The organism is Vallitalea sp. (assembly GCF_025211055.1).
GTDB lineage: Bacteria > Bacillota > Clostridia > Lachnospirales > Vallitaleaceae > Vallitalea.
This window is the reverse complement of record NZ_JAOARO010000059.1, coordinates 114,633-138,993: the sequence shown is the minus strand read 5'-3', so window position 1 is coordinate 138,993 and position 24,361 is coordinate 114,633. Positions and strand designations below refer to the sequence as shown.

27 protein-coding genes are annotated in these 24,361 nt (G+C 30.4%); 1 reads left to right on the top strand and 26 read right to left on the bottom strand.

The features are described 5' to 3' along the window. Positions 1–52: 52 nt before the first annotated feature. The 6 genes from N4A55_RS09075 to N4A55_RS09050 form a co-directional block, all read right to left on the bottom strand. Positions 53–925, bottom strand: a complete 873-nt coding sequence (locus N4A55_RS09075) for an undecaprenyl-diphosphate phosphatase (RefSeq protein ID WP_293755314.1) — start codon at positions 923–925, stop codon at positions 53–55. Between the two features lie 77 nt (positions 926–1,002). Next, the gene (locus N4A55_RS09070; protein WP_293755312.1) at positions 1,003–1,203 is read right to left on the bottom strand and encodes a YlzJ-like family protein; all 201 of its coding nucleotides are present in this window, start codon (positions 1,201–1,203) and stop codon (positions 1,003–1,005) included. After that, positions 1,203–1,916 (bottom strand): ClpP family protease, encoded by a 714-nt coding sequence (locus N4A55_RS09065; protein WP_293755310.1) that lies wholly within the window; start codon positions 1,914–1,916, stop codon positions 1,203–1,205. Before N4A55_RS09065 ends, N4A55_RS09070 begins: the two co-directional genes overlap by 1 nt. 161 nt (positions 1,917–2,077) lie before the next feature. Then, a complete protein-coding gene (gene dapG, locus N4A55_RS09060) occupies positions 2,078–3,277 on the bottom strand; it encodes an aspartate kinase (RefSeq protein WP_293755308.1) in 1,200 nt (399 codons plus the stop codon). Positions 3,278–3,403: 126 nt separating this feature from the next. Then, positions 3,404–3,991 carry a dipicolinate synthase subunit B gene (locus N4A55_RS09055; protein WP_293755306.1) on the bottom strand — a complete coding sequence of 196 codons (588 nt, stop codon included), beginning with the start codon at positions 3,989–3,991 and terminating at the stop codon, positions 3,404–3,406. 5 nt (positions 3,992–3,996) lie between these two features. After that, positions 3,997–4,905 (bottom strand): dipicolinate synthase subunit DpsA, encoded by a 909-nt coding sequence (locus tag N4A55_RS09050; protein WP_293755304.1) that lies wholly within the window; start codon positions 4,903–4,905, stop codon positions 3,997–3,999. A gap of 210 nt (positions 4,906–5,115) precedes the next feature. On the opposite strand from N4A55_RS09050, the gene N4A55_RS09045 reads away from it, so the two are divergent. Further along, positions 5,116–5,631: a GNAT family N-acetyltransferase gene (locus N4A55_RS09045; protein ID WP_293755302.1), complete on the top strand. Its 516-nt coding sequence runs from the start codon at positions 5,116–5,118 to the stop codon at positions 5,629–5,631. A 44-nt stretch (positions 5,632–5,675) separates the two neighbouring features. Here the strand turns inward: N4A55_RS09045 and N4A55_RS09040 are convergent, their stop codons facing one another. The 20 genes from N4A55_RS09040 to rnpM form a co-directional block, all read right to left on the bottom strand. Next, a complete protein-coding gene (locus N4A55_RS09040) occupies positions 5,676–6,752 on the bottom strand; it encodes a dipeptide epimerase (RefSeq protein ID WP_293755300.1) in 1,077 nt (358 codons plus the stop codon). Between the two features lie 40 nt (positions 6,753–6,792). Next, positions 6,793–7,722, bottom strand: coding sequence for a S66 peptidase family protein (locus N4A55_RS09035; protein ID WP_293755298.1), 930 nt, complete (start codon positions 7,720–7,722; stop codon positions 6,793–6,795). Positions 7,723–7,832: 110 nt separating this feature from the next. Further along, positions 7,833–8,879 carry an ArsR/SmtB family transcription factor gene (locus tag N4A55_RS09030; RefSeq protein WP_293755296.1) on the bottom strand — a complete coding sequence of 349 codons (1,047 nt, stop codon included), beginning with the start codon at positions 8,877–8,879 and terminating at the stop codon, positions 7,833–7,835. 106 nt (positions 8,880–8,985) lie between these two features. After that, complete coding sequence (locus tag N4A55_RS09025) at positions 8,986–9,285, bottom strand: hypothetical protein (protein ID WP_293755294.1); 300 nt, start codon at positions 9,283–9,285, stop codon at positions 8,986–8,988. A 118-nt stretch (positions 9,286–9,403) separates the two neighbouring features. After that, positions 9,404–9,628, bottom strand: a complete 225-nt coding sequence (locus tag N4A55_RS09020) for an NAD(P)-binding protein (protein WP_293755292.1) — start codon at positions 9,626–9,628, stop codon at positions 9,404–9,406. A gap of 109 nt (positions 9,629–9,737) precedes the next feature. Then, positions 9,738–10,553, bottom strand: a complete 816-nt coding sequence (locus N4A55_RS09015) for an ABC transporter permease (RefSeq protein WP_293755290.1) — start codon at positions 10,551–10,553, stop codon at positions 9,738–9,740. Further along, on the bottom strand, positions 10,553–11,347 hold the full coding sequence (locus N4A55_RS09010; RefSeq protein ID WP_113674809.1) for an ABC transporter ATP-binding protein: 795 nt from the start codon (positions 11,345–11,347) through the stop codon (positions 10,553–10,555). Before N4A55_RS09010 ends, N4A55_RS09015 begins: the two co-directional genes overlap by 1 nt. Positions 11,348–11,379: 32 nt before the next feature. Further along, positions 11,380–12,192 (bottom strand): ABC transporter permease, encoded by an 813-nt coding sequence (locus N4A55_RS09005; protein WP_293755287.1) that lies wholly within the window; start codon positions 12,190–12,192, stop codon positions 11,380–11,382. A 200-nt stretch (positions 12,193–12,392) separates the two neighbouring features. After that, the gene (locus tag N4A55_RS09000) at positions 12,393–13,526 is read right to left on the bottom strand and encodes an aldo/keto reductase (protein ID WP_293755285.1); all 1,134 of its coding nucleotides are present in this window, start codon (positions 13,524–13,526) and stop codon (positions 12,393–12,395) included. Between the two features lie 141 nt (positions 13,527–13,667). Then, a complete protein-coding gene (gene dut / locus N4A55_RS08995) occupies positions 13,668–14,117 on the bottom strand; it encodes a dUTP diphosphatase (protein ID WP_293755283.1) in 450 nt (149 codons plus the stop codon). Next, a complete protein-coding gene (locus tag N4A55_RS08990) occupies positions 14,105–15,367 on the bottom strand; it encodes a M16 family metallopeptidase (RefSeq protein WP_293755281.1) in 1,263 nt (420 codons plus the stop codon). Before N4A55_RS08990 ends, dut begins: the two co-directional genes overlap by 13 nt. Before the next feature lie 243 nt (positions 15,368–15,610). Further along, complete coding sequence (locus N4A55_RS08985; protein WP_273322962.1) at positions 15,611–17,707, bottom strand: polyribonucleotide nucleotidyltransferase; 2,097 nt, start codon at positions 17,705–17,707, stop codon at positions 15,611–15,613. 244 nt (positions 17,708–17,951) lie between these two features. Further along, positions 17,952–18,212, bottom strand: coding sequence for a 30S ribosomal protein S15 (gene rpsO, locus N4A55_RS08980; protein ID WP_293755278.1), 261 nt, complete (start codon positions 18,210–18,212; stop codon positions 17,952–17,954). A gap of 272 nt (positions 18,213–18,484) precedes the next feature. Next, positions 18,485–19,399: a bifunctional riboflavin kinase/FAD synthetase gene (locus N4A55_RS08975; RefSeq protein ID WP_293755276.1), complete on the bottom strand. Its 915-nt coding sequence runs from the start codon at positions 19,397–19,399 to the stop codon at positions 18,485–18,487. Positions 19,400–19,411: 12 nt separating this feature from the next. Continuing rightward, positions 19,412–20,311: a tRNA pseudouridine(55) synthase TruB gene (gene truB / locus N4A55_RS08970; RefSeq protein ID WP_293755274.1), complete on the bottom strand. Its 900-nt coding sequence runs from the start codon at positions 20,309–20,311 to the stop codon at positions 19,412–19,414. Next, on the bottom strand, positions 20,308–21,270 hold the full coding sequence (locus tag N4A55_RS08965) for a DHH family phosphoesterase (protein WP_293755272.1): 963 nt from the start codon (positions 21,268–21,270) through the stop codon (positions 20,308–20,310). The genes truB and N4A55_RS08965 overlap by 4 nt, the downstream gene beginning before the upstream one ends. Before the next feature lies 1 nt (position 21,271). Further along, positions 21,272–21,634, bottom strand: coding sequence for a 30S ribosome-binding factor RbfA (gene rbfA, locus N4A55_RS08960; protein WP_212691779.1), 363 nt, complete (start codon positions 21,632–21,634; stop codon positions 21,272–21,274). Positions 21,635–21,741: 107 nt separating this feature from the next. Then, positions 21,742–23,724, bottom strand: coding sequence for a translation initiation factor IF-2 (gene infB / locus N4A55_RS08955; protein ID WP_293755267.1), 1,983 nt, complete (start codon positions 23,722–23,724; stop codon positions 21,742–21,744). 18 nt (positions 23,725–23,742) lie between these two features. Continuing rightward, positions 23,743–24,051, bottom strand: a complete 309-nt coding sequence (locus N4A55_RS08950) for a L7Ae/L30e/S12e/Gadd45 family ribosomal protein (protein ID WP_293755265.1) — start codon at positions 24,049–24,051, stop codon at positions 23,743–23,745. Beyond that, entirely contained in the window at positions 24,044–24,313 is a 270-nt protein-coding gene (rnpM, locus tag N4A55_RS08945; RefSeq protein WP_113675667.1) for an RNase P modulator RnpM, read from the bottom strand. Before rnpM ends, N4A55_RS08950 begins: the two co-directional genes overlap by 8 nt. Between the last annotated feature and the right edge of the window lie 48 nt (positions 24,314–24,361).

The window sequence follows — 24,361 nt, the reverse complement described above, 5'->3', positions numbered from 1 at the left end:
TGTACTCTAATTCTTAAGTATCTTTTTAAATCATTACCAGTTCTCTTATTATCTATAAGACAAAATGGGAAATTATTATGATTATACCAATTACAAAACAATAATATGCGAAATAATGTAATTTATTCTGTTTAATCAACTTAATCAAAAATTTGATACATATGTATCCAACAAAAGCAGATACAGCCATTCCTACCACATAAGGTGCTGTTATAATAGTAGAAAGTGTATCCCACTGTAAATCTCTTATTTGCAATATCATTGCTCCAATTACTGCTGGTAAAGACATCAAAAAAGAAAATTTCACAGCAAATTCTCTATTTAACCCTCTAAGAAGCGAAGCAACAATTGTTGAGCCAGAACGTGATATACCTGGAAGTCCAGCAAATCCTTGAAAAGTACCTATTATTATAGCGTCTTTATATGAAGTCTTACCTTCCTGCTTAGTACCTGATTTTAGTTTTATAGTTGAATATAGTAAAAATCCAGTAACAATCAAACAAATCCCTGGAACTAATAATATATCAAAAGATTCAATGATTTTCTCTTCTAATATTAATCCAATAATTGCTGTAGGAATACTAGCAACAATGATAAGCATCACGAATTTCTTCTTATCATTATCAATAATCTGTGGAGCCTTCTTATTATTCTTGTAAATCAAATTTTTAAAACTTATAATTATGTATTTGAATAGACGACCTATTAATCCAAAACCGCTAACTATTAAATCTATGACATCTTTATAATAAACAGCAATGATTGCTACAAGTGTTCCTATATGTAGTAAAACTTCAAATAGAATGTTATCCAGTTGCAAACCTAATATATGTCTTGATATAGCCAAATGACCAGAGCTGCTGATAGGTAAAAACTCAGTTAACCCTTGAACAATTCCCATAAGAATTGCCTCAAAAAATGACATAAAAATCCCCCTCATACCTATGCATGTTATATTTTAACCCTTTTACCACATTATTTCAACCCAAGAATAAAGCATAGCTACATTTTTAATTCACTTCCAGGACTTAGTTCTCTATTAAGATATACTTTTAAATCAGTAGATATGACTCTTTTTATAATATATTTATCATCTTTTTTATATACTTGAACCGTATTCCCTTCATATGTCACTTCTTCATATTTGAAATCATCTTCAGTAGTAGGAAATAACTCCTCATAGGGTATTATAGAATAATACATTAGGACTCTTCACCTTCTCTTTTATGCTCTTCAATCATTTCATATAGTTTTTTTATAGCTTTATCTATACCACCTAATTCATCAATAATCCCTTCTTCTACAGCTTCTTCTCCCACAATTATTGTTCCTACATCTTTAGCTAGTTTTCCAGTATCTAACATAAGCTGTTTTAATCTATCTCTATTTATTTTGGAATTTCTAGTGATAAAATCTACTATTCTATCCTGCATCTTATCAAAATATTCAAAAGTCTGAGGAACTCCAATTACTGTTCCGCTCATTCTTACAGGATGTATTGTCATTGTTGAACTTGGTACTATAAAAGAATACTTGGTTGATACAGCAAGTGGTACACCAATAGAATGACCTCCACCAAGTACTATAGAAACAGTAGGCTTGCTAAGTGAAGATATCATCTCTGCTATAGCCAGTCCAGCTTCTACATCTCCTCCAACTGTATTAAGAAGTAATAATAAACCATCAATATTGTCACTTTCTTCTATAGACGCTAGCTGAGGCAATACATGTTCATATTTAGTAGTTTTATTTTGCTGTGGTAAGCAAACATGTCCTTCCACTTGCCCAATGATAGTTAAACAATGTATTCTGTCATCTTCCTTGTCAATTGTAACTTGTCCATATTCTTTAATTTCTTGAGGATCGGCTTTTTCATCATTTCTATTTTGCTCATTAGTCTTTATATTTTTATCCATTATATTTCGCCCTTCAATATTTTTATATTTGTACATATATTATACGAATAAATCTAAAATTTCATTCATTCTATTTAAAGAGGCGAATTTATATATTGAACTTAACGTATAATTATAATTATCATTAAGTTCAATATATCAATTAAAACAGTCAACTTATTTTATCCAAGCATAAATTCTTTATGAAGAGCTTCCGTCGCTGTTACCAAATCTTTTTCTTTTATCAGGCATGCTATTGTTGATAAAGAATCGGCTGTCTGTAATATCTCAACAGATGATTTACTTAAACAACAAATAATCTTAGCCATTACTCCAGGAACACCAGTTATCTTTTCTCCAATAACTGTAACTTTACAACACTCATCAATAAAAGTATAAGGTGCTTCATATTTTTCAATTAATCTAATAACTTTTTCCTTACAGATATCATCTATTGTAAATACTTTCCTTTCAGGAAAAATATTAATAATATCAATACTCACATTTTCTCTTGCGAGATCTGTAAAGAAACTCTCATCGTCAATATCTCCTTTTATAGAAACCTGTGTTATATTGGTTTTGTGAGCAATACTAGTTATCAATTTATCTTCTATAGTTTTCTTTCTCTCAACACCAATATGTCTTTTTATACTTGTTCCTCTTGAATTGTTGAACGTATTTTTAATAATTAATGGTATACCTGCTCTTCTAGCTACTTCAACAGCTCGTGGATGTATAACTTTCGCTCCACTTCCAGCCATTTGGAAAACTTCATTATAACTTATCTCATCAATTATTTTGGCACTCTTACATATTCTAGGATCAGCGGTCATTATACCATCAACATCTGTATATATCTCTATTGCACTAGCATTTAAGGCTTCTCCAAGTAGTGATGCTGTTGTATCACTGCCACCTCTTCCAAGAGTTGTTACATCATTATCTATAGTCACACCTTGAAATCCAGCTACAACAGGAATCTTACCTTCATTGAGTAGTTTCATCAAAGGTTCTGTATTAATGTTAATTACATCAGCACTATTATAATTATCATCAGTAATTATTCCAGCACCGCCACCAGTCAATGCACAAGCATCTATCTCACTTTCAAGTAAAGTATTAGTTAATACAAGTGAAGATATTATTTCACCTACTGACATAAGTAAATCTATTTCTTTTGAAGATAATTTTGTATCTTTATAATTAACTAAATGTAGTAGTGAATCAGTAGCATATGGTGCACCTAATCTACCAATAGCCGAAACTACTACTACAACATTATCGTATTTTTTTTTAGCTTCCACTATCTTATTAGCAACATTTTTCCTTGTTTCTTCTGTTGCCATAGATGTACCGCCAAATTTTTGAATTAATATATTCATATACTCACCCCTACATTAATATTTCAAGGACTCCTATATAGAATAAAGTATCCTTGAAATTATTTTTCTTCTCTATCTTTAACTAAATATACCATATACTCACAATTTTGAAAAGGTTTTTGTCTACTAATACTGTATAAGTACAGGTTGTTTTTGCCTTCCTTCAAATGCCTGAATAACTGTATCATAGATTAAATCCATCTTAGCCACTAATGAATTTTTCTTAGTTACATGATTATCCTGGCCAAATGGAACAAAATAAACATTCCTTGTATTCATAAGGGTACCAAAATTCTTAAAATTAAGAGCTAATCCATCATTGGTAGCTATGGCAATAACAACAGGCTGGCAATTCCTTAGAGTTGCTTTTATAGCCATCAATACTCCTGTATCAGTAATGGCATTAGCCAGTTTACCTAATGTATTACCAGTACAAGGTGCAACAACTAGCATATCATAAAGCTTCTTAGGTCCTATTGGCTCAGTTTCTTCTATCTTTGTTTGAACCTTATGTCCAGTTAAATCCTCTAGTTTCTTTACAAAATCTTTTGCATTACCGAATCTAGTATCAATAGAATAAGCATTACTAGACATTATTGGAAAAATCTCAGCACCATTATCTATTAATTGTTTTATAGGATCAAAAACTCTTGCCAACGTACAAAATGAGCCACATAAAGCAAAACCAATTTTTTTACCTTCTAATTCTTTCAAATTACCTACTCCTTTCCTGACTTATTGTTCCTTCCATATATCTCTTTTTCGATAACATCACTAATAATTTCAGCTGCTGTTTTGGGAGAATATTTTCCTGGTATTCCACGAGCATTTATAAATCTATTTGTGTTATCTTCATAGACATTCGCTATATCTATAAAAATATAATCATCAAGTTTTTTTGATAAATTAATATCAATAAGTGCTACAGGAATTGTATTAATTATATAGTTGAATTTCTCTAGATTAATAATGAAATTACTGTCATCCAAAAAATCTCTGGTTAAATAGTCTACTCTTAACAATTTGCTATCCTGTATCTTAGCTGTTTTTAATTTATTAATTGTAGCCATTATTAATTCTTCATTATTAGTAGAAGCTATATATACATCCATATTCAGTTTCTTTGCCAGATCCCCTATTGCCATACCACATCTTCCATAACCTAAAATTAGACATTTATTATTCGCAAGAGTAATTCCTACATTCTCTATCATCATACTAAGTACACCTTCTGCTGTTGGTATTGAATTAAGTATTGCAAACTCATCTTCAGCTACAATATCAAATAAGTGAATATTATTTTCTTTTGCACACTCAAACACCTCTTCAGTATATGGACCTGAAAAAATATATTGCTCTGATGTAATTAGATTGAATAAGTCTTTGTATATTATTTTTTGTTTAGAATTGGCAGCAAAGATATGTTCATTATCCTTAGAAAAAGGTATAGGACAAATTATAAAACTTGCATCTTTTACTGCTTCTTCTATAGATGCTGCTTGCTTCACATTACTAAATAGCTCTTTATGCTCGTTACCAAAAATAAAAACTTGATTATTATTAGAAAATATATTTGCTAGATAAATCTGTCTTAAATCTCCACCAATTACTGCTATTTTGTTTTTCATATATTATCATCACTTACTTAGTACTATAATAACAAAATATGTTTTTTACAGGCTATATGTGACCCCTCAATACTAAATTTGCATGTACTACATAAATATAATCATTACTTAGACAATGTACCTACCCAACCTAATTCACATATATTGTAATAAGTATTTTATAAAATGGAATCCTATATAATGTCTAAAACAACTGGTCAGGTGAATTTCATGAAAAAATATCCAATATTAGAAACCCAACAATTTAAATTTCGTGAGATAAAGCGTAATGATTACAATTTAATAAAGAAATGGTATAAAAATAGTGAAGCAGAATCATTATCCAATAAGTCTATTAAAAGGATAAGTCCAAGAAAATGGTATAAATATTACAAAAATGATTACGACCTACTAATATATATTATAGAAGAGAAAAATATTTATTGTATTCCTATTGGCACTGTGATACTTCGTGTAATAGATGAAAACACTGTAGAACTAGGTGGTTATGTTATTGGCGAATCCTCTGCTAAGAAACAAGGCTATGGTATAAAAGTAATGAATCTTATACAAAAAATCATATTTAGTAAACTAGGTTGCAGATATTCTTATCTAAAAGTTAATTGTAGCAATAGACCAGCTGTTGAAACATATATTAAATGTGGATATAAGATAAATTCTTTTATAGAGAAGAAGAATCAAGATATGTATATCATGAGAGCAGTAAACAGAACTTGTACTCAATAATATTAGGATAGACTTTCCTATAAAAAAAGATAGGCTTTATTTATCTATACAATAAAGTCTATCTTACCAAAGCCGAAACCAGATTCTTGGTTAAATAATATGTTATTTTTATGATATGATATACCACCTACTAACTGGCTTTCATTACATAAAAGTGGTACATCCAAATCTACCTCTATTATATTTTTTTTAGCCGCTCCTAGATGAGCTGCAGCTGTAACTCCTATATTACTTTCCATCATTGAACCAATCATACATTTCATTCCAGCTATTTCAGCTAATGATATAATCTTCTGAGCATTATAGATACCCCCTGTTTTCATTAGCTTAATATTAATTATATCTGCCGCTCTTTTATTAATTATATTTATAGCGTCGGTAGGTGAAAATACACTTTCATCAGCTAATATAGGTATATTCACTTTATCAGTGACAAACTTTAGTCCATCTATATCTTTTCCATGAACCGGCTGTTCCATAAGATATATATTAATATCCTTTTGTTCCATTCTTTTTATAACGTAAATTGCTTCCTTTGGCTCATAGCCTTGATTAGCATCAACTTTAATATTAACTTTATCTCCTACAGCCTTTCTGATTGCTTGCATCCTTCTAATATCTAAGTCAGAATCCTTACCAACTTTTACCTTTAGATTATCAAATCCCTCATTGACAGCTTTCAAACTATCAGCTGCCATTTCATCAGGTGTATTCAGACTAATAGTAATATCAGTTTTTAATTTATCTCTATAACCACCTAATAATCTGTATACTGGTGCATTATATAGTTTCCCATACAAATCATATAATGCAATATCTATAGCAGCTTTTGCACTGGTATTACCCACTATACACTTATTAAGTGTTGTTATTATTTCTTCAAAATTACTTACCTCTTTTCCTATAATTAGTGGTCTAATATAATGGATTGCACCTATTATTGAACTATTCGTATCTCCTGTTATTACAGCAGTGGGTGATGCTGCACCATAACCTCTAGCCTGTTCAGTAATAATCTCTACAACAATAGTTTCTATATTATATAAAGTTCTAAGAGCAGTTATAAAAGGTTTTTTTAAGCCTATTGAGACCCTATTAGTTTTTATATCTAATATTTTCAACTAATTCCCCCATATTAATTATTTCTTTTATATATTAACATCAATTATTATCAACAATCAGTTGACACTTATCAGCATCCAAGTATGTATCTAATCCCAAGGGCAGTGTTATCATAGGAATACAATGTCCTGCTTTTAAGTTGTAGATGGTAGGTTTGTTAAAAGGTTTTATGATATCATTAAATACTTCCTCCAGACTCTGACTCACTTCATCTTTAAATGGTACACAATCTTTGAAGTCGCCCAATACAATCCCCTCTGCATCTCTTAATTTTCCTGCATTTTTCAATTGTGTAAGTGAACGATCTATTGCATAAGGTCTTTCTCCAACTTCTTCAATAAATAGTATCTTACTTCTTGTATCAATTTCGTATGGTGTACCTAGAGTTGACACAATCAATGATAAATTACCACCTATAAGCTTACCTTTTGCTGTACCAGAACATATACATTTCATAGCAATCTTAGGGGGATTCACAATATTAATTTTATTCTTGCTTCCTATACATGATAAAAAGCTTTTTTTAGTGAATTCGTCCATTCCATCCAACATTTCCACACCTGCCATAGGACCATGATAAGTAACCATATTGCATAATTGATTGAACGCTATATGCAGAGCTGTTATATCACTATAACCCACAAATACTTTAGGATGTTCTTTTACCCATTTGTAATTGATTAAATTAAGTATTCTATTAGTCCCATAGCCACCTCTCAAACATATAATTCCTTTTATATTATCATCTAAAAACATATTATTGACATCTTCAGCTCTTAATTTATCTACACCCGCTAAATATCCATTCTTACTATAACAGCTATCACCCATCTTCACTCTAAACCCAAGTTCCTGTAGACGTTTTTTTGCCATATTTACGTTATTTAATGTAGTAGGGCTGCCAGGTGCAATAACACCAATCATATCTTCAATTTTCAAATTTTGTGGTCTAATAATTATGCCCCCCATTAATCTTTTTCTATTATAAGTAAATTAATATTCCTATTTACTATATATTCTAACTTTAGTTAAAGTATTCCTTTGATAAAGCAACGCTAGTTTGTAAAAAAAACAATAAGTTACTGATTTATATATTCATAAATATACAATACCAAACTATCAATAATTCTTTGATTAAGGTAGTAATTAATATAATTACCATCTCTAGTCTTAGTCACTATATCTGTATTATATAGAATTTTTAAATGCTTGGAAATACATGCTTCAGTAAAATTCAATCTATCTGCTAACTTTTGAGTAGACATAGGCTGTCTATATAGATTGCGAATAATTTTCATTCTTGTTTCATCAGCAATAGCCTTAAAAATATTCAATGTATCTTTTGGTAATTTATCATCATCATATGAAGTAATATAAGTTGGTATTATTAAACTTATTAGTTTCTGGGCTTCATTCATACCTAATAATAAATGAGGAATTATATAGCTGTCTACTTTGAATATAACTTCATTTATATTTTCTTTATTTACTTCAAACAGTTTATATTTATGGAAATTGATTTTATTATCTGTTACCTCTATTCTAGGGTGAAGAGAATGTATATAATCATAAACTGATATTTCTTTACACCTTTCAAATTCTCTTTTTAGCTTCCTAATTAATATTGGTTCAGTGAAACTTAAATCATTCACAAAATAATTATAATAATATTCTTTTAGAAATATTATAAATTGTTTTTTATACTCCTTATGTCCTTTTAGACATTCTACATATTTATTAGGAATACTGCTATTATAATAATTACTGTTTATACCATTAATAATTGATTGTTTATCTATTTCACCATTAAATATAGTGTAAAAGAAATCCACTTCACTAATATTAGCTATTTCACCAATACATTCAGAAATACTAATATCCCATAATTTTTTATTCTCTAAAAAACCGATGACACCTAAAAAATTACTAGTCACATTAGCATAAAACAATATTTTATCTTTTATGTCTGTAGGCAATTTTTTAAGCATTTCTTCTGCCCAAATTTGTCTAGGCATATGATGCTCATGTTTTGATAAAACATGAAGGCTACCTAATAACTCATGAAAAGGAGAATACAAAAAATAGATATTAATATCATTTTCTCTATCAAAATATGTTAAGTACATAAATTATAATTCCTCCTTTTCATTTATGTTCTTCTGATTTATTGTAAAATTAAAAATAACATAGACTCTGCAAAGGTCCCTGAACCAGCACCAAGGGCAAGTAATTTCAACCCCTGTATATTTTTATAAAATCTCTTTCTGGACCAACTATTCCATCAGGATTAACCCATTCTACTGTTACTGGATCATGACTATATAACCAAGATTTAGATTTTTCGTTATCCTTTATTACAATAATATGGCTATAAGTAAAAGCAAAATCACAATACTCTTTAATAGCTATTTCAATATATTGTCCATAATCATTCTTTTCTTCAACATTTATTGCATTAATAGTCATATTGCTATAACTAAATGCTAATAATGTCATCCCTATTAATATAAAAATTTTATTGAACCCCTTCATATTCACACCTCACCTAGTACTTATTTATTTTCTTGATCAATATCTTTTATATCCATACTCAATACTCTCGATTTCATAATTACTTTACGTAAAAACTTATTATACATTATAAAAGCTTTCAAATTCTTCCAGTCAATACAACTTTGGGAATACCTAGTCCAAGATGTGCTAACATTTTCTGTGCATCGGGAGCAATTAAACCTCCGCAGCATTTTTCTCTCTTATATTCTATATCTTCATTAAGGTTTCTCTTATCAATTAATAAAATCTTATATCTATTATCTAACATTCTAGCTAGAGTTGCCCCAGCCGGTCCAGCTCCTACTATGACTATATCATACATCTATTTGCTCCTTTGCTACTATTTAGAGTCCATTATATTCATACTTATTATACTTTTCTTATATACCCATGTCAATATAGCTAAGGAGCATGGTTTTACATTCATATTTTTAAAATAACGTAGCTGTGCCATTTTTTATTGCATTCTTTTCTCCAGCCCTCATCATCAGATAAGAAACTATCATTAAGATTACTCCAATTAATATACATATAACATATTCTTGCAATAAGTTACTTATACCAGTATTATACATAAATGATTTTCTTAAAACTATAATTACATATGTCAATGGAAATAAATATCCAATAGCTTTTGCCCACATGGGCATATGCATAAATGGTAACTTAGCTCCAGTGAACATCTCTGTGGGTTCCTGGAATATTGTGAATAGAAACCCGCTATCTCTGGATAATAAAAATAAACTATTCAAAAATACTCCCCATATTACTGCTAGTATACATAGTAATATGATACTAAAAATAGCAGATACTATATTTACATCAAGAAAGTCTCTGTAAAAGGCAATCATACCTACCGAGAAAATAATAAACATCCACACACTTCCAAATAATGAAGCTATGCTATTACCAATTAACATTCCCATCCTATTAGACGGAGACATATATATTAATTCCAATGCACCTGACATTCTGAGCAGATAACTGGATTGCCACGCAGATTGTATAAGAGTATAAAAAAACCTCATGGCAACAAATCCAATCAATAGATACAAATATATTTCTCCATCATGTTGAAGACCTATTTTCCTAAGTAATACAGTATTATTAAATGGTTTGTAAGAATAATAGATATTAATAAATCCAATAACCGGCCATATAAACAAAGATAAGTATATACTTTTATTAAAAAAATAATTTTTATGTTGAGCAATAATATTAGCCCATACCAATCTAACAAAATTCATCATATCACTTCCTTATTTTCTATGGAAACCTCTTTTGCCATCATAAGTAGAACATCCTCCAGGTTACCATCTTCAGTTGTTGACATCTTAGTTATATCCTCGACTGAACCTTCTTTGAGAAGTTTTCCTTCATTTAATATGTATATATATCTACATAATTCTTCTACTTCCTTCATGTAATGAGTTGTTAATAATATTCCTTTGTCCTGTTTCTTAACCAATTCTAGAAAGAACTCTCTCATTTCTTTTGCTATTTGAATATCAAGTCCTAAGGTAGGCTCATCCAAGAAAATGTAGTCTGGATCATTAATCAGTCCTCTTGCTATCTGTAATCGTTGTTTCATACCTTTTGAAAATTTCTCCACTGGTATATTTTTCTTATCTTGTAATCCTACAAGTTCTAATAGATAATCTATTCTTTCATTTAGATATTTTCCATGTAACCCATACATACTGCCAAAATATTTAAGATTCTCTTTAGCAGTAAGGCGCCAATATATCATCCTCTCTCCACCTGCTATCATATTTACTTTACTTTTGATTATTTTTTCATTTTTCTTGATATCCATTCCATCATATATAATATCTCCTCTTGTTGGTTCAAGTAGTGTAGAAAGCATCTTGACCGTTGTAGTTTTTCCAGCACCATTAATACCCAATAGACCTGTTATCTCACCTTTTTTTATATTAATACTTAGATTATCAACTGCTTTCAAGTAATTTTTATTGGTCTTAAAAAAACCTTTACTTTCTTTTGTTACATATGTCTTGCATAGTCCTCTAACTTCTATCATATATCTCATTCCTTTCGTTAATTATCTATAAATCATCCACCAATTTTTTCTAGAGCTATCTTTTCTACTTTCTTAAGAGTCAAAAATCCTATCATGCTATAAATAATACCTTGAAGAATTAAAGCTACAACAGAATCCATTTGTATCATTAGGCTTTCTCCTTTTAGTAATATCCCTCTAAATAGTTTTATAGAATGTGTTAAAGGTATAAGATATGATATTTTTGATACAAAACTTGGTAAATAAGTAATAGGAAAATTGATTCCACATATAAGAAACATAACTGTAAACAATGTATTCTGTGATATATACGTATCTCTTGTATATAGCATAAGATTTGCCAATAATAGCGAAAGCCCAAGAAATGCTAGCAAAGATATTGATAAAACTAATATGAATGAAAGCAAATCAAAATACGCAAATTTCACTTTAAACACTATCAATATTGGTATGGCAAAAACTAATTCTCCAAAAGTATGTATTGTTTGTGCTACCATATAAGCCAAAAAATATAGACCTCTATTATATGGTGCCAACATTACGCTTTCCAATGTACCTATTCTTTTCTCAGTAATAAGACTCCTACTGACATTGAGTAAAGTGCTAACTGTAAAAGAATATACCAATACCCCCACTAAAATATATCCCATATAATTACTAGTTCCTGTTTCACCTATAAAAGAGCTATTAACTTCTCCCTCGAAGATATATTCATACAGAATATACGAGTATAATAGAGTATAGGTTATAGTTAATATGCTTGATATAAAAAAACTTCTTGGATAGGCACGATACAATGTAATAAAATATTTGTACACATTAGCCTTAAAAACATAGATATTCATTGTATTAACTTTCCTCCTTCTTTATTTCGATTAACTATTCAGTTAATCAAATATCATTGCTTCTCTAAGCTGAGTTATTATAGCAGGAAATTAATACATGTCAACTATTAATTAGTAAAATTAAATATTCTATATGAACTTCTATACTTCTTCTAGCTAAAATTAGATTTTAGGATAAAAAAAAGATGCCTAAGGCATCCTTAACTTTCAAAAGTCTCTACCACTTCTTTTAATTTTTCTCTTATATCCAAGTATTGTGGACATTTTTCTTCACATTGTCCGCATTCAATACACATACTAGCTTTATTTTCGTTCTTTAGATACTCGGTATACTTTTTTTTAGCAGTATTAAAATCAAACATAGATGATTTATTATACAATGCGAAACAGGCTGGAATATCAACACCTTTTGGACACGGCATACAATACGCACAATTAGTACATCTAACTTTAATTTTACTATCATATACTGATTTGACTTCATCAATCAATTCTTTTTCCTTATTTGTCAATGAATCAGGTGTTGTCTCTGTAGCGACTTTAATATTCTCATTGATGTGTTCCATCTCGTTCATTCCACTCAATACCACATCAACTTCTGGATGATTAAGTATAAATTTGAATGCCCACTCAGCAGGAGTCCTTTTTTTATCAGCCTTATTCCAAATGGCTGCTATATCATCTGGAATACTATTTGCAAGACTTCCACCTCTTAGTGGTTCCATGATAACTACACCAAGTCCACGCTCTTTAGCATATTTTAATCCTTCTTTGCCCGCTTGATAATTTTCATCTAAAAAATTATATTGTATTTGACAAAAGTCCCAGTCATAAGAATCTACAATCTCTTTAAACAAATCAATATCGTCATGGAAAGAAAAACCAACATGTTTAACCCTTCCATCAGCAACAATACTATTTAAAAATTCAAATACATCATTCTCTACTAAGTTCTTCCATAATTTTTTCTTTAATGTATGTAAAAGATAAAAATCAATATGATCAGTCTGCAATTTTTCTAACTGTTCATTTAGATATTTGTCCATATCTTGTCTTGTTTTTATTAACCAAGATGGTAATTTAGTTGCTATCTTAACTTTTTCTCTGTATCCATCATTCAGTGCTTTTGCTACTAACTTTTCACTTTCTCCACCATGATAATTATATGCTGTATCAATATAGTTGACGCCATTATCAATTGCATGACAAATTTGTTTAATAGCCAATTCTTCCTTGATGTCTTTATTATCGTCATTGTTAGTGTGAAATCTCATACAGCCAAAACCAAGTCTTGAAACCTTTTCATTAGTCTTTCCAAATAACTTATATTGCATTATACCACCTCGTTAAAAATATTTTAAATATGTAAGTTCTATAAATCTCTTGCTAGAACCTTCATACTATGTTTTAGTATAGCATTAATCAATATAATATTAAAGCCTTATGAATTTTCATAAGGCAAATTTATTAACATTCTATTTTCCTGTATGACCAAAGCCACCAGAACCTCTTTCAGTATTCTCTAAGCCATCTGTGACTTCAAGTTCTACTTGCTCAATCTTATTAATAACCATTTGAGCAATTCTTTCACCATGTTTAATAGTAAAATCCTCTTCACCAAAGTTAATCATTATAACTTTTATTTCTCCTCTATAGTCTGCGTCTATAGTTCCTGGAGTGTTGACTAAACTAATACCATGTTTGAGCGCAAGACCACTTCTAGGTCTAATCTGAGCTTCATATCCTGAAGGCAACGCTATCTTAAGACCAGTAGGTATTAATTTGATTTTACCCTTTTCTAATACTACATCATCCTCTAAGCAAGCATATAGATCCATACCCGCTGCATCTTTACTCATATACTTTGGTAGAGGTAATATCTTTCCACTGTCAGTTTGCTCTACATAGACTTTTACCTTGTGCATAGATTCTTAATCCTTTCAATATCAATATCTTTATGTCTTCCAACTAAAGCTGTACTCATATCATTGTAGTTGAATGTTTTTTTAGCAAAATTCATAAAACTATTTAAGTTAACAGCATTGATACCTTCTATCATTTCGTCCTGTGATTTTATTCTATCTATCATGAGTTTTGTTTTCCCATAACTAGACATTCTGGAGTTCATATTTTCAAAACCTATTATAAGATTGCTTTTTAACTGTTCTTTGGTTTGATTCAGTTGTTTTTCATCTATTCCTTTTTCTAACAATAGATTAATTTCTTCCATGACACCTAGTATAACTGGCTCTATTTGAGTTGGATTGGTAGCCGCATATATATTAATCATTCCTGCAATATTATATGTTTCTACATAAGAATAGATTGAATATGCTAATCCTTTTTCCTCTCTAATAGATTGGAATAATCTGGAATTAATACCTCCACCAAGAATAGTATTCAATATGGATAAAATATAAATCTTATCTGAATTATAAGGTATACTTGGAAAAGACATACATAAATGAATTTGTTCTATATCTTTATCTTTTGTTACAAAGCACTTTTTGTAGTTTAATTTTTTAACTCTTTCAACTCTATTTTTTTTCTTGAGAACAGAAAACTTTTTACTTATTTTCTCAAACATCTCATCAAAATCAAATTTACCAACAACTGAAATCACAATATTTTCAGGTATATAGTGTTTTGACATATATTCTTCAATGTCTTTTTTAGTAAAATTGTTAACTAATTCCTTTGTTCCAAGAATGTTGTAACCAAGAGTTGAACCGCTCCAAGATTCTTCTTGAATTAGATCATGAACAATCTCTTCTGGTGAATCTTCATACATATTAATTTCTTCTATTATGACACCTTTTTCTTTTTTCATGTCTTCATCTTTCATACCCGAATTAAGTATCATATCAGATAAAACATCAAGAGCTACATCTATATGGTTATCAAGAGTATGAGCGTAATAACACATATACTCCTTACCAGTAAATGCATTAATTCTCCCTCCTACCTCTGACATTTCATCAGCAATATCTTTTGCTGTTCTGTTTTTGGTTCCTTTAAACATCATATGTTCTATAAAATGGGATATACCATTGTTATTTTTATTTTCATCTATTGACCCATTTTTAATCCATATACCCAGTGCAACGGATCTTACAAATGAATTTTCTTCACCAACTACACATAATCCATTATCCATAGTCTTCATTTTAACCATATTCTATCCTCCAAAAATTGCTTTATCTACAATTGTATATTAAATAACTCAACTTTCCCACCTTTAATGCACTCATATTAATGGAAGGGAAAATCAAATAAATAATTAATTCTAAATACAGTATGTGCATTTAGTTAAATAATAAATCAAGAAAAGCGACTATGACGCTTCCTTGAAAATAAAGTGTTACAGTCGCTTTGAGGGAATCCCTCTTCCTAATTCATATATCTTAATTATAAATTATTATTCTTTTGGTAATGCATCTTTTCTTGAAAGATTGATTCTACCTTGATTATCTATCTCTGTAACCTTAACTAGGATTTCATCACCGATACTAACTACATCTTCAACTTTTCCAACTCTTTCATGAGCTAATTTTGATATATGCACTAATCCGTCTTTACCTGGAGCTATTTCTACGAATGCACCAAACTTAGTTATTCTAGCTACTTTTCCAGTATAGATTGCGCCGACCTCTATATCTTTTGCTATGGATTCAATTATCTTTAAGGCTTTATTAGTAGCTTCACTTTCTACGCCACAGATAAAGATTCTTCCATCATCTTCAATATCAATCTTAACTCCAGTTTCGTCAATGATTTTGTTAATAGTTTTTCCACGTGGTCCAATAACCTCACTGATTTTTTCTGGGTCAATCTTAGTTTGAAGAATTTTTGGAGCCATCTTGGATAATTCAGTTCTTGGTTCATCAATAGCTTTTAGCATAACTTCATCTAGTATGAATAATCTAGCTCTTCTAGTTTGGTAAATAGCTTTTTCAATAATTTCATTAGTAAGTCCATGTATTTTAATATCCATTTGGATTGCTGTGATACCTTTATGAGTACCTGCTACTTTGAAGTCCATATCTCCAAAGAAATCTTCAAGACCTTGGATATCAGTAAGCATAACATAATCATCATCAGTTTCACCTGTAACAAGTCCAACTGATATTCCTGCTACTGGGGCTTTTATTGGTACTCCAGATGCCATAAGTGATAAAGTACTTGCACATATACTTCCTTGAGAAGTAGAACCATTAGAACTAAGTACCTCAGATACAAGTCTTATTGCATATGGGAAATCCTCTTCTGATGGAATAACTGGTAATAGTGCTTTTTCAGCTAATGCACCATGTCCAATTTCTCTACGTCCAGGTCCTCTAGATGGTCTTGTTTCCCCAACTGAATATGATGGAAAATTATAATGATGTATATATCTCTTAGATGTTTCAAGTTCATCTAATCCATCTAACATCTGAACTTCTCCTAGAGGTCCTAATGTTGTAATTGTAAGAACTTGTGTTTGTCCACGGCTGAATAATGCTGAACCATGAGTGTTAGGTAAAATATCTACCTCTGAACTTAATTTTCTTATTTCATCAAGAGCACGTCCATCTGGTCTTTTATGATCTCTTAAAATCATTCTTCTTACAGTTTGTTTTTGATATTTATATACGGCTTCACCTATATGGGAAACCCAATCTTCATTTTCTTCTTCAAATTTTGCAGTGAGTTCTTCAGTGATCTCGCTGATTCTTTGCTGTCTAACTTGTTTAACATCAGTAAACACTGCAGCTTCCATTCTTTCATCACCAATGAAGTTAACTACCGCTTCATATACTTCACTAGGCACTACTGACTCTTCGTAACCATGCTTTTCTTTACCTTCTTTTTCTACAATACCATTTATCCATTCTACTATTTTCTGATTTTCTTCATGTGCTTTAAAAATTGCTTGTACCATAGTTTCCTCTGGTATCTCATCTGCACCAGCTTCAATCATAACAACTTTTTCACTAGTAGATGCAACAGTTAATGACATTCTTGTCTTCTCTCTTTGTTCTGCTGTAGGATTAACAACGATTTCTCCATCAACATATCCTAACATAAGTGAACTTGTTGGACCTTGGAAAGGAATATCAGATATTGATAAAGCTATAGATGAACCAATCATAGCAACTAGTTCTGGTTGACAGTCTTGATCTACAGAAAGAACTGTATTTACAACTGCACAGTCATTTCTATAATCTTTTGGGAACAAAGGTCTGATAGGTCTATCAATAACCCTTGAAGTAAGTACCGCATTTTCTGTAGGTTTTCCTTCTCTTTTTATAAATCCACCTGGAATTTTTCCAACTGAATATAAACGTTCCTCATAATCAACGCTTAATGGGAAGAAATCAATTCCTTCACGTGGTTTCTCTGATGCTGTTGCAGTAGATAATACAACTGTATCTCCATATCTTACTAATGCAGCTCCATTAGCTTGCTCTGCAACTTTTCCAATTTCAACAGATAGAGTTCTACCTGCTAATTCTAATGAATATACTCTAGACATTTAACAATCTCCTTCCGAATAATAAATTTTGGTTGTCTTTAGTCTAGATCCTTAGTCGTTAGTTTTCATCTTCTATTTCTATAAATATTAAAAAACAAAAACTAATGACTAAAGGTTAACTATGCTAGTACTAAAGACATAAAAACTTGATTAATTCTTTAAATTTAAAATTATAGAGCGGATTTCTCCGCTCTTCAATAACCTAAAAATATAATTTTTAGGTTTCAATCAAATAAGATTATAACTATCTTCTTAATCCTAATTTTTTGATTAAGCTACGATATCCTTCAATATCCTTATTTTTAAGATATTGTAATAAACCTCTTCTTTGACCAACCATCATAAGTAATCCTCTTCTTGAGTGATGGTCTTTTTTGTGCATCTTTAAATGCTCTGTTAAGTGATTGATTCTTGCAGTAAGTAATGCGATTTGAACTTCTGGTGAACCAGTGTCATTAGCATTTCTTCCAAATTCTGTAATTATTTCTTGTTTAGTTTTTTCCATTTTTCTTTACCTCCATGATTTTAGATAATCACCGATTGCTAAGAAAGGGTCGGAGTCTCCCAAGTTTCTGAGCAATGGCTTCCATCAATAAATTTTATCATAAATAGATATTTTTGTAAACAAATTATTTTATATGATATCTAGTTATTAATTTTGCATAATTTAATATTACGAAATCAATTTATGTTATTTCTTCTATACTTAGTATATTTTTAACATTTTTATTATAAAAAATACAATTTCTATATTATTTCTTCAACATTTTTTAAGCATTATTCATTTATTAAACTTGTAACATATTCTATATTGCTAGAAACTTCTTTTTTTAATTCCTCAATAGAATTGAATTTTTTTTCTTTTCTAATAAATTGAATAAACTCTACAACTACAACTTGTCCATATATATCTTCGTCAAAACCTAAGATATGTGTTTCCACAACTTTTTTTTGTCCATTTAATGTTGGATTAACCCCTACATTGGTAATACTGTCATACTTTTTACCATTTACGGATATATTAGAATAATAAACACCATTAGGTGGTAATATTTTATATCTATGGGGTATTATATTTGCTGTAGGAAATCCGAACTTTCTTCCATTTTTCTTACCTTCTACAACCTTTCCTGTTATGCTAAAATTCTCACCCAATAATTTATTTGCAAGCTTAATGTTACCTTGTTTTATTTCTTTCCTGATCCAAGTACTACTTACAATATTATTGTTATATGCAATTTTGGGAATTGAAATTAGTTCATATCCATATTTAGAAGATAATTTTTTTAATAAATTAATATCTCCTTTTCTCTCGTGCCCAAATCTGTAATCATTTCCAACTACAATAAATTTAGCATTTAGTTGTTTGCAGATAACTTTTTTAATAAAATTCTCTGGGGTCATCTTTGCTGTAACAAGGTCATAAGGATATTCAACAAATATATCTATATTACTCAAAAGTCGTTCCTTTTCACAGCTTAGATATATAAGGTCAACAGGTTCTTTATTTGCTAATACAAAACTCGGATGTGGATCAAAAGTAAGAACTAATGATTTCAGACCAAGTTCTCTAGATAGCTTAGAGGCCTTACATATGAGTTTTCTATGACCGATATGTATTCCATCAAAATTGCCTAGGACTACAACAGAAGGAGGAGATGTAAATTCTTTTGTATCTTTAATGTATTCCATCTAACAATCTCCTTACAAGAACAATTTAATAGGCTTTAGTATCATATTTTCATCTTTTAATATAGATTGGTATATGCCGATAAAATTGTTTTTTTCATCATATATTCTATACTGCATATGTTCTGTTACTTTTTCGCTGTCTTTTGTAAATTCTACCTTTAATTTGTTACCATTATAAAGGAATTTATCATATTCTGAACTAACAACCAATTTATTAAACTCTAGAAAAACTTTATCAATGCTAGTAACTATATCACTTGCTCTATCATTCATGATATAATTATCAATTTCATCTAGTTTTATACTAGAGTCAATACTGAATAGACTTGACTGAGTTCTTATGAGTTTACTCATGTGAGCTCCACAACCAAGTTTAGTTCCTATATCGGCACACAATGTTCTTATATAAGTACCTTTTGAACACTTTACTTCCATTTCAACATTGGTACCGTAGATATTTAGGATATCTATATTATAAATATATATATTCCTAGCTTTACGTTCAATAGTCTTTCCTTCTCTTGCTAGCTGGTATAATCTTTTACCATTTACCTTAAGAGCAGAGTACATAGGTGGTATCTGACTGTAATCACCAATAAAAGAATTAACAGCTTCTTCTATTTGTTCTTTAGAACATGTCACTTCTTTTTCGCTAATAATATTGCCAGTATGGTCCTCTGTATCTGTTTCTATTCCTAGAGTCATAGTAGCAAGATATGTCTTAGTTGTATCTGTAATGTAATCAGCTACTTTTGTAGCTTTTCCTACACATACAGGAAGTACACCTTCAGCTTCTGGATCCAGTGTACCTGTATGCCCTATTTTTTTTATTTTTAATTTTTTTCTAAGTATTGCTACTACATCAAATGATGTATAACCTTTTTCTTTATAAACATTAATTATTCCATTCATATGATATCCTTTATTTGTTCTTCTACTGCACTAAATAATTTATCTTTTATTTCTGTGATATTACCAGACATGGTACAACCTGAAGCTTTTGTATGTCCACCGCCACCAAATTTCTTAGCTATTTTGCATACATCTATATCATTACGTGATCTTAAGCTCACTTTATAAGTATTGTAGCCATTTTGTATAATGAATATAGCACATTCACTTTCTATGACTTCGTTTAATATTTGAACTATACTTTCTGTATCCTTTTTATCACAATCGTATTCCTTAAGTTCATCTATTGTCAAATGTGTAAATATTACTTTATTATCTGTATTAAATCCAGCATTTTTAATAGCTGTTCCTAGAATCTTTAAGGATTTGTAGGATCTGTAATAAAAAAGCCTGTTAGTAATATCAGTAAAATCTATTCCATGCTTAATTAACTCACCAGCTATTTCATGAGTCCTTTTTGTAGTATTACTATGTTTGAATGCTCCAGTATCATAGATAAGTCCTGTATACAGTGCTTCGCATATATCTTTATCTAATAACTTAGTTTCACTAGAACGTTCAAGAATCTCATATATTATTTCACAAGTAGAACTAACATCTGAAACATAGTTATAATCTGCAAATTTTGTGTTACTGATATGATGATCAATATTAATAGTTACAGAAGCCTTGTCAAAAATCTCTGAATTAGCTCCCAGTCTTTCTTTATCACCACAATCAAGAGAGATAAAAACGTAGTTATCCTTCTTGATTGCTTTTAGTAAATAATTGCTACCTTTTAGATAATCATATGTATCAGGTACATCATCTAAAGCAATAGCGGCATTTATTCCTTTTTTATGGAGAATTAATGCTAATGCATAACAAGCACCAACACAATCTCCATCTGGATGTATATGTCCTGATATTATGATATTTTTGTAGCCCTCACATATATTAATTATTTCTTGTAGATTCATATTATTCACCTTTTGGTTTGTTAACTTCATCAATTAATTTTGACATATTTATCCCATATTCAATGGATTGATCTACTACAAACGTTATTTCTGGGGTATTTCTTAGATTTATTCTTCTAGCTAGTTCATTTCTAATAAATCCAGTAGAACGTTTTAATCCTTCTAAAGTATCGCTTTGAGATGTCTCGTCACCAAGTACACTAACATATATCTTACAATATTTTAAATCTGGAGTAGTATCAACACTTACTACACTTGTCATATGATTAACTCTAGGATCTTTTAACCCTCTGTTTAAAATACTACTTACTTCTCTTCTGATTTCTTCATTAATTTTTATAATTCTATTACTTCTTTTTTTCATTTCTACTCACCTTCTTATATTATGAGTAATACATATTTTAATATATAACTATATCATAGTTGTTATAAAGTTTTTATCTTATAGCGAGCCGTAGTCTCTTTTCTTGACTATCTTGGTATCTCTTCCATGATATATGCTTCAACAATATCTCCTTCTTTTAGGTCATTGAATTTGCTAAGCATGATACCACATTCATATCCAGAGTTAACTTCTTTAACGTCATCCTTAAATCTCTTAAGTGATTCAAGTTCTCCTTCGTATATAACTATACCGTCACGAACAAGTCTGACTTTTGCATTTCTTGTGAATTTACCATCTTGTACATATGAACCTGCAATCGTTCCTACACTTGAAACTTTGAACGTCTGTCTAACTTCTGCATGACCTATAACTTTTTCTCTGTATTCTGGGTCAAGCATACCTTTCATAGCTGCTTCAATATCCTCAATGGCATTATATATTACTCTATACAAACGTATATCAATTTGTTCACTTTCAGCCACAGTTTTTGCACTGGTTTCAGGACGAACATTAAATCCTATAATAATAGCGTTTGATGCAGATGCAAGCATTACATCAGATTCATTAATTGCACCTACTCCACCATGTATAACCTTAATCATAACCTCTTCGTTAGATAATTTTACAAGACTTTGTTTTACTGCTTCGACAGAACCTTGTACATCTGCCTTAACAACAATATTAAGTTCTTTCATATTACCAGCTTGTATTTGACTAAATAGGTCATCAAGGGTAACTTTTTGAGGTGTATTCTGAATAAGTTTCTCTCTATCTCTTCTAATTACTTTATCAGCTACATGTCTAGCTTCTCTTTCATTCTTAGCAGTATAGAATGCATCTCCAGCTACAGGAACTTCAGATAATCCCAAAATCTCTACTGGTGTAGAAGGACCTGCCTGTTTAACTCTACGTCCTTTGTCATCAATCATGGCTCTTATCTTACCATATGATGTACCTGCAATAATGGCATCTCCAACTTTAAGGGTACCATTTTGAATAAGAACAGTTGCTACTGGACCTCTTCCTTTATCAAGCTGAGCTTCTACAATTGTACCACTAGCTTTTTTATTAGGATTAGCTTTTAATTCTTCCATTTCAGACACTAAAAGAATCATTTCAAGTAATTGGTCAAGACCTGTTTTTTCTATTGCTGAGACTGGTACACAAATAGTATCTCCACCCCAGTCTTCTGCTACTAAACCATATTCTACTAATTCTTGTTTAACTCTATCTTGATTAGCACCTGGTTTGTCAATTTTATTGATAGCTACAATTATTTGTACATTAGCAGCTTTTGCATGGTTTATAGCCTCAACTGTCTGAGGCATAACTCCATCATCAGCGGCAACAACTAGTATTGCTATATCTGTAGCCATAGCACCTCTTAGACGCATTGCTGTAAAAGCTTCATGACCAGGTGTATCCAAAAATGTAATGTCATTGTCATTTATAGTTACTACTGATGCACCAATATGTTGAGTTATTCCTCCAGCTTCTCTGGATGTAACATTACTTTCACGTATAGCATCCAATAGAGATGTTTTACCATGGTCAACATGACCCATAACTACAACAATAGGAGATCTAGTAACTAAATCCTCTTCATCGTCTGGTTCTTCAGCAAAAAATTCGTCAACTATATCTTTTTCTTCTTCTTCTTGTGTAAGGAAATCGAATTCTAGTGCAACTGAACTTGCTGTCTCATAATCAATTTCTTGATTAGCAGTAGCCATAATCCCTTTTAACATAAGAGATTTTACAATATCAGATGATTGCTTACCAAGTCTCTCTGCCAAATCTTTTACAGTTACATTAGTTGGTATTGAGATTACATCTAAATCTTCATTATCATCTTCTATTTCCCTAGTTTCCTCATTTGTATCTACTACCTCTTCATTATTTTCATCATTACTAGGAGCATAGTATTCAGTTATAATACTTGCTTCCTCGTCTGTCAATGAGCTCATATGATTTTTCACTTCGATATCAAATTCTTTTAACGTGTTAAGTAATTCTTTATTACTTAATCCAAGTTGTTTAGCGATTTCATATACGCGAACTTTTGACATATTACCACCTCCGCAAATTTAAGTCTTGAAATTAGTATTTTCTTCAATAGCTTTAGCAAATCCTTCATCTAGAACACATATGGATGCTCTAATGTCTTTGCCAATAGCCCTACCCAATTCTTCTTTAGTACCAAACTCTATAAGCTTAACATTATGTGTGAAACATATATTGTTAAATAGTTTCTTTGTATTTTTAGAAGAATCAGCTGCTACAATTACTAGCTTCGCAGTTTTGTTCTTTACAGCTTTTTCAGTCATGAATTCTCCTGAACTAAGCATTGAAGCCCGTTTACATAGTCCCAATAGAGAATAAACTTTTTTATCCATTTATTTTACTTAATTCCTCCTTAAGGGCACTATACACATCGCTTGGAATACTTGCTTTAAAAGAACGTTCTAAACCTTTATTCTTAATAGCTTTTTCAAGACATGTTATAGATGGACATATATATGCACCTCTACCATTTTTCTTACCAGTACTATCAATGGATATATTACCTTCTTTTGTCCTGACAACTCTAATCAATTGTCTCTTATCCTTCATTTCTTGGCAACCTGTGCATTTTCTCAAAGGTATTTTTCTAGCCATTTTCATCATTCCCTTCTTCATTGTTTTTATTAAGAATGGTTATGAAAG

Coding starts and splice junctions, on each gene's coding strand:
- N4A55_RS09075 (WP_293755314.1), bottom strand. CDS start 925: ATGTCATTTTTTGAGGCAATTCTTATGGGAATTGTTCAAGGGTTAACT.
- N4A55_RS08950 (WP_293755265.1), bottom strand. CDS start 24,051: ATGGATAAAAAAGTTTATTCTCTATTGGGACTATGTAAACGGGCTTCA.
- N4A55_RS08975 (WP_293755276.1), bottom strand. CDS start 19,399: ATGGAATACATTAAAGATACAAAAGAATTTACATCTCCTCCTTCTGTT.
- N4A55_RS09015 (WP_293755290.1), bottom strand. CDS start 10,553: ATGAATTTTGTTAGATTGGTATGGGCTAATATTATTGCTCAACATAAA.
- N4A55_RS08985 (WP_273322962.1), bottom strand. CDS start 17,707: ATGTCTAGAGTATATTCATTAGAATTAGCAGGTAGAACTCTATCTGTT.
- N4A55_RS09070 (WP_293755312.1), bottom strand. CDS start 1,203: ATGTATTATTCTATAATACCCTATGAGGAGTTATTTCCTACTACTGAA.
- N4A55_RS09045 (WP_293755302.1), top strand. CDS start 5,116: ATGAAAAAATATCCAATATTAGAAACCCAACAATTTAAATTTCGTGAG.
- N4A55_RS09005 (WP_293755287.1), bottom strand. CDS start 12,192: ATGAATATCTATGTTTTTAAGGCTAATGTGTACAAATATTTTATTACA.
- N4A55_RS09010 (WP_113674809.1), bottom strand. CDS start 11,347: ATGATAGAAGTTAGAGGACTATGCAAGACATATGTAACAAAAGAAAGT.
- N4A55_RS08990 (WP_293755281.1), bottom strand. CDS start 15,367: ATGGTTAAAATGAAGACTATGGATAATGGATTATGTGTAGTTGGTGAA.
- N4A55_RS09035 (WP_293755298.1), bottom strand. CDS start 7,722: ATGGGGGGCATAATTATTAGACCACAAAATTTGAAAATTGAAGATATG.
- N4A55_RS09025 (WP_293755294.1), bottom strand. CDS start 9,285: ATGAAGGGGTTCAATAAAATTTTTATATTAATAGGGATGACATTATTA.
- N4A55_RS09000 (WP_293755285.1), bottom strand. CDS start 13,526: ATGCAATATAAGTTATTTGGAAAGACTAATGAAAAGGTTTCAAGACTT.
- N4A55_RS09020 (WP_293755292.1), bottom strand. CDS start 9,628: ATGTATGATATAGTCATAGTAGGAGCTGGACCGGCTGGGGCAACTCTA.
- rbfA (WP_212691779.1), bottom strand. CDS start 21,634: ATGAAAAAAAGAAGTAATAGAATTATAAAAATTAATGAAGAAATCAGA.
- rpsO (WP_293755278.1), bottom strand. CDS start 18,212: ATGGAAAAAACTAAACAAGAAATAATTACAGAATTTGGAAGAAATGCT.
- dut (WP_293755283.1), bottom strand. CDS start 14,117: ATGCACAAGGTAAAAGTCTATGTAGAGCAAACTGACAGTGGAAAGATA.
- truB (WP_293755274.1), bottom strand. CDS start 20,311: ATGAATGGAATAATTAATGTTTATAAAGAAAAAGGTTATACATCATTT.
- infB (WP_293755267.1), bottom strand. CDS start 23,724: ATGTCAAAAGTTCGCGTATATGAAATCGCTAAACAACTTGGATTAAGT.
- N4A55_RS08965 (WP_293755272.1), bottom strand. CDS start 21,270: ATGAATCTACAAGAAATAATTAATATATGTGAGGGCTACAAAAATATC.
- dapG (WP_293755308.1), bottom strand. CDS start 3,277: ATGAATATATTAATTCAAAAATTTGGCGGTACATCTATGGCAACAGAA.
- N4A55_RS09030 (WP_293755296.1), bottom strand. CDS start 8,879: ATGTACTTAACATATTTTGATAGAGAAAATGATATTAATATCTATTTT.
- rnpM (WP_113675667.1), bottom strand. CDS start 24,313: ATGGCTAGAAAAATACCTTTGAGAAAATGCACAGGTTGCCAAGAAATG.
- N4A55_RS09050 (WP_293755304.1), bottom strand. CDS start 4,905: ATGAAAAACAAAATAGCAGTAATTGGTGGAGATTTAAGACAGATTTAT.
- N4A55_RS09065 (WP_293755310.1), bottom strand. CDS start 1,916: ATGGATAAAAATATAAAGACTAATGAGCAAAATAGAAATGATGAAAAA.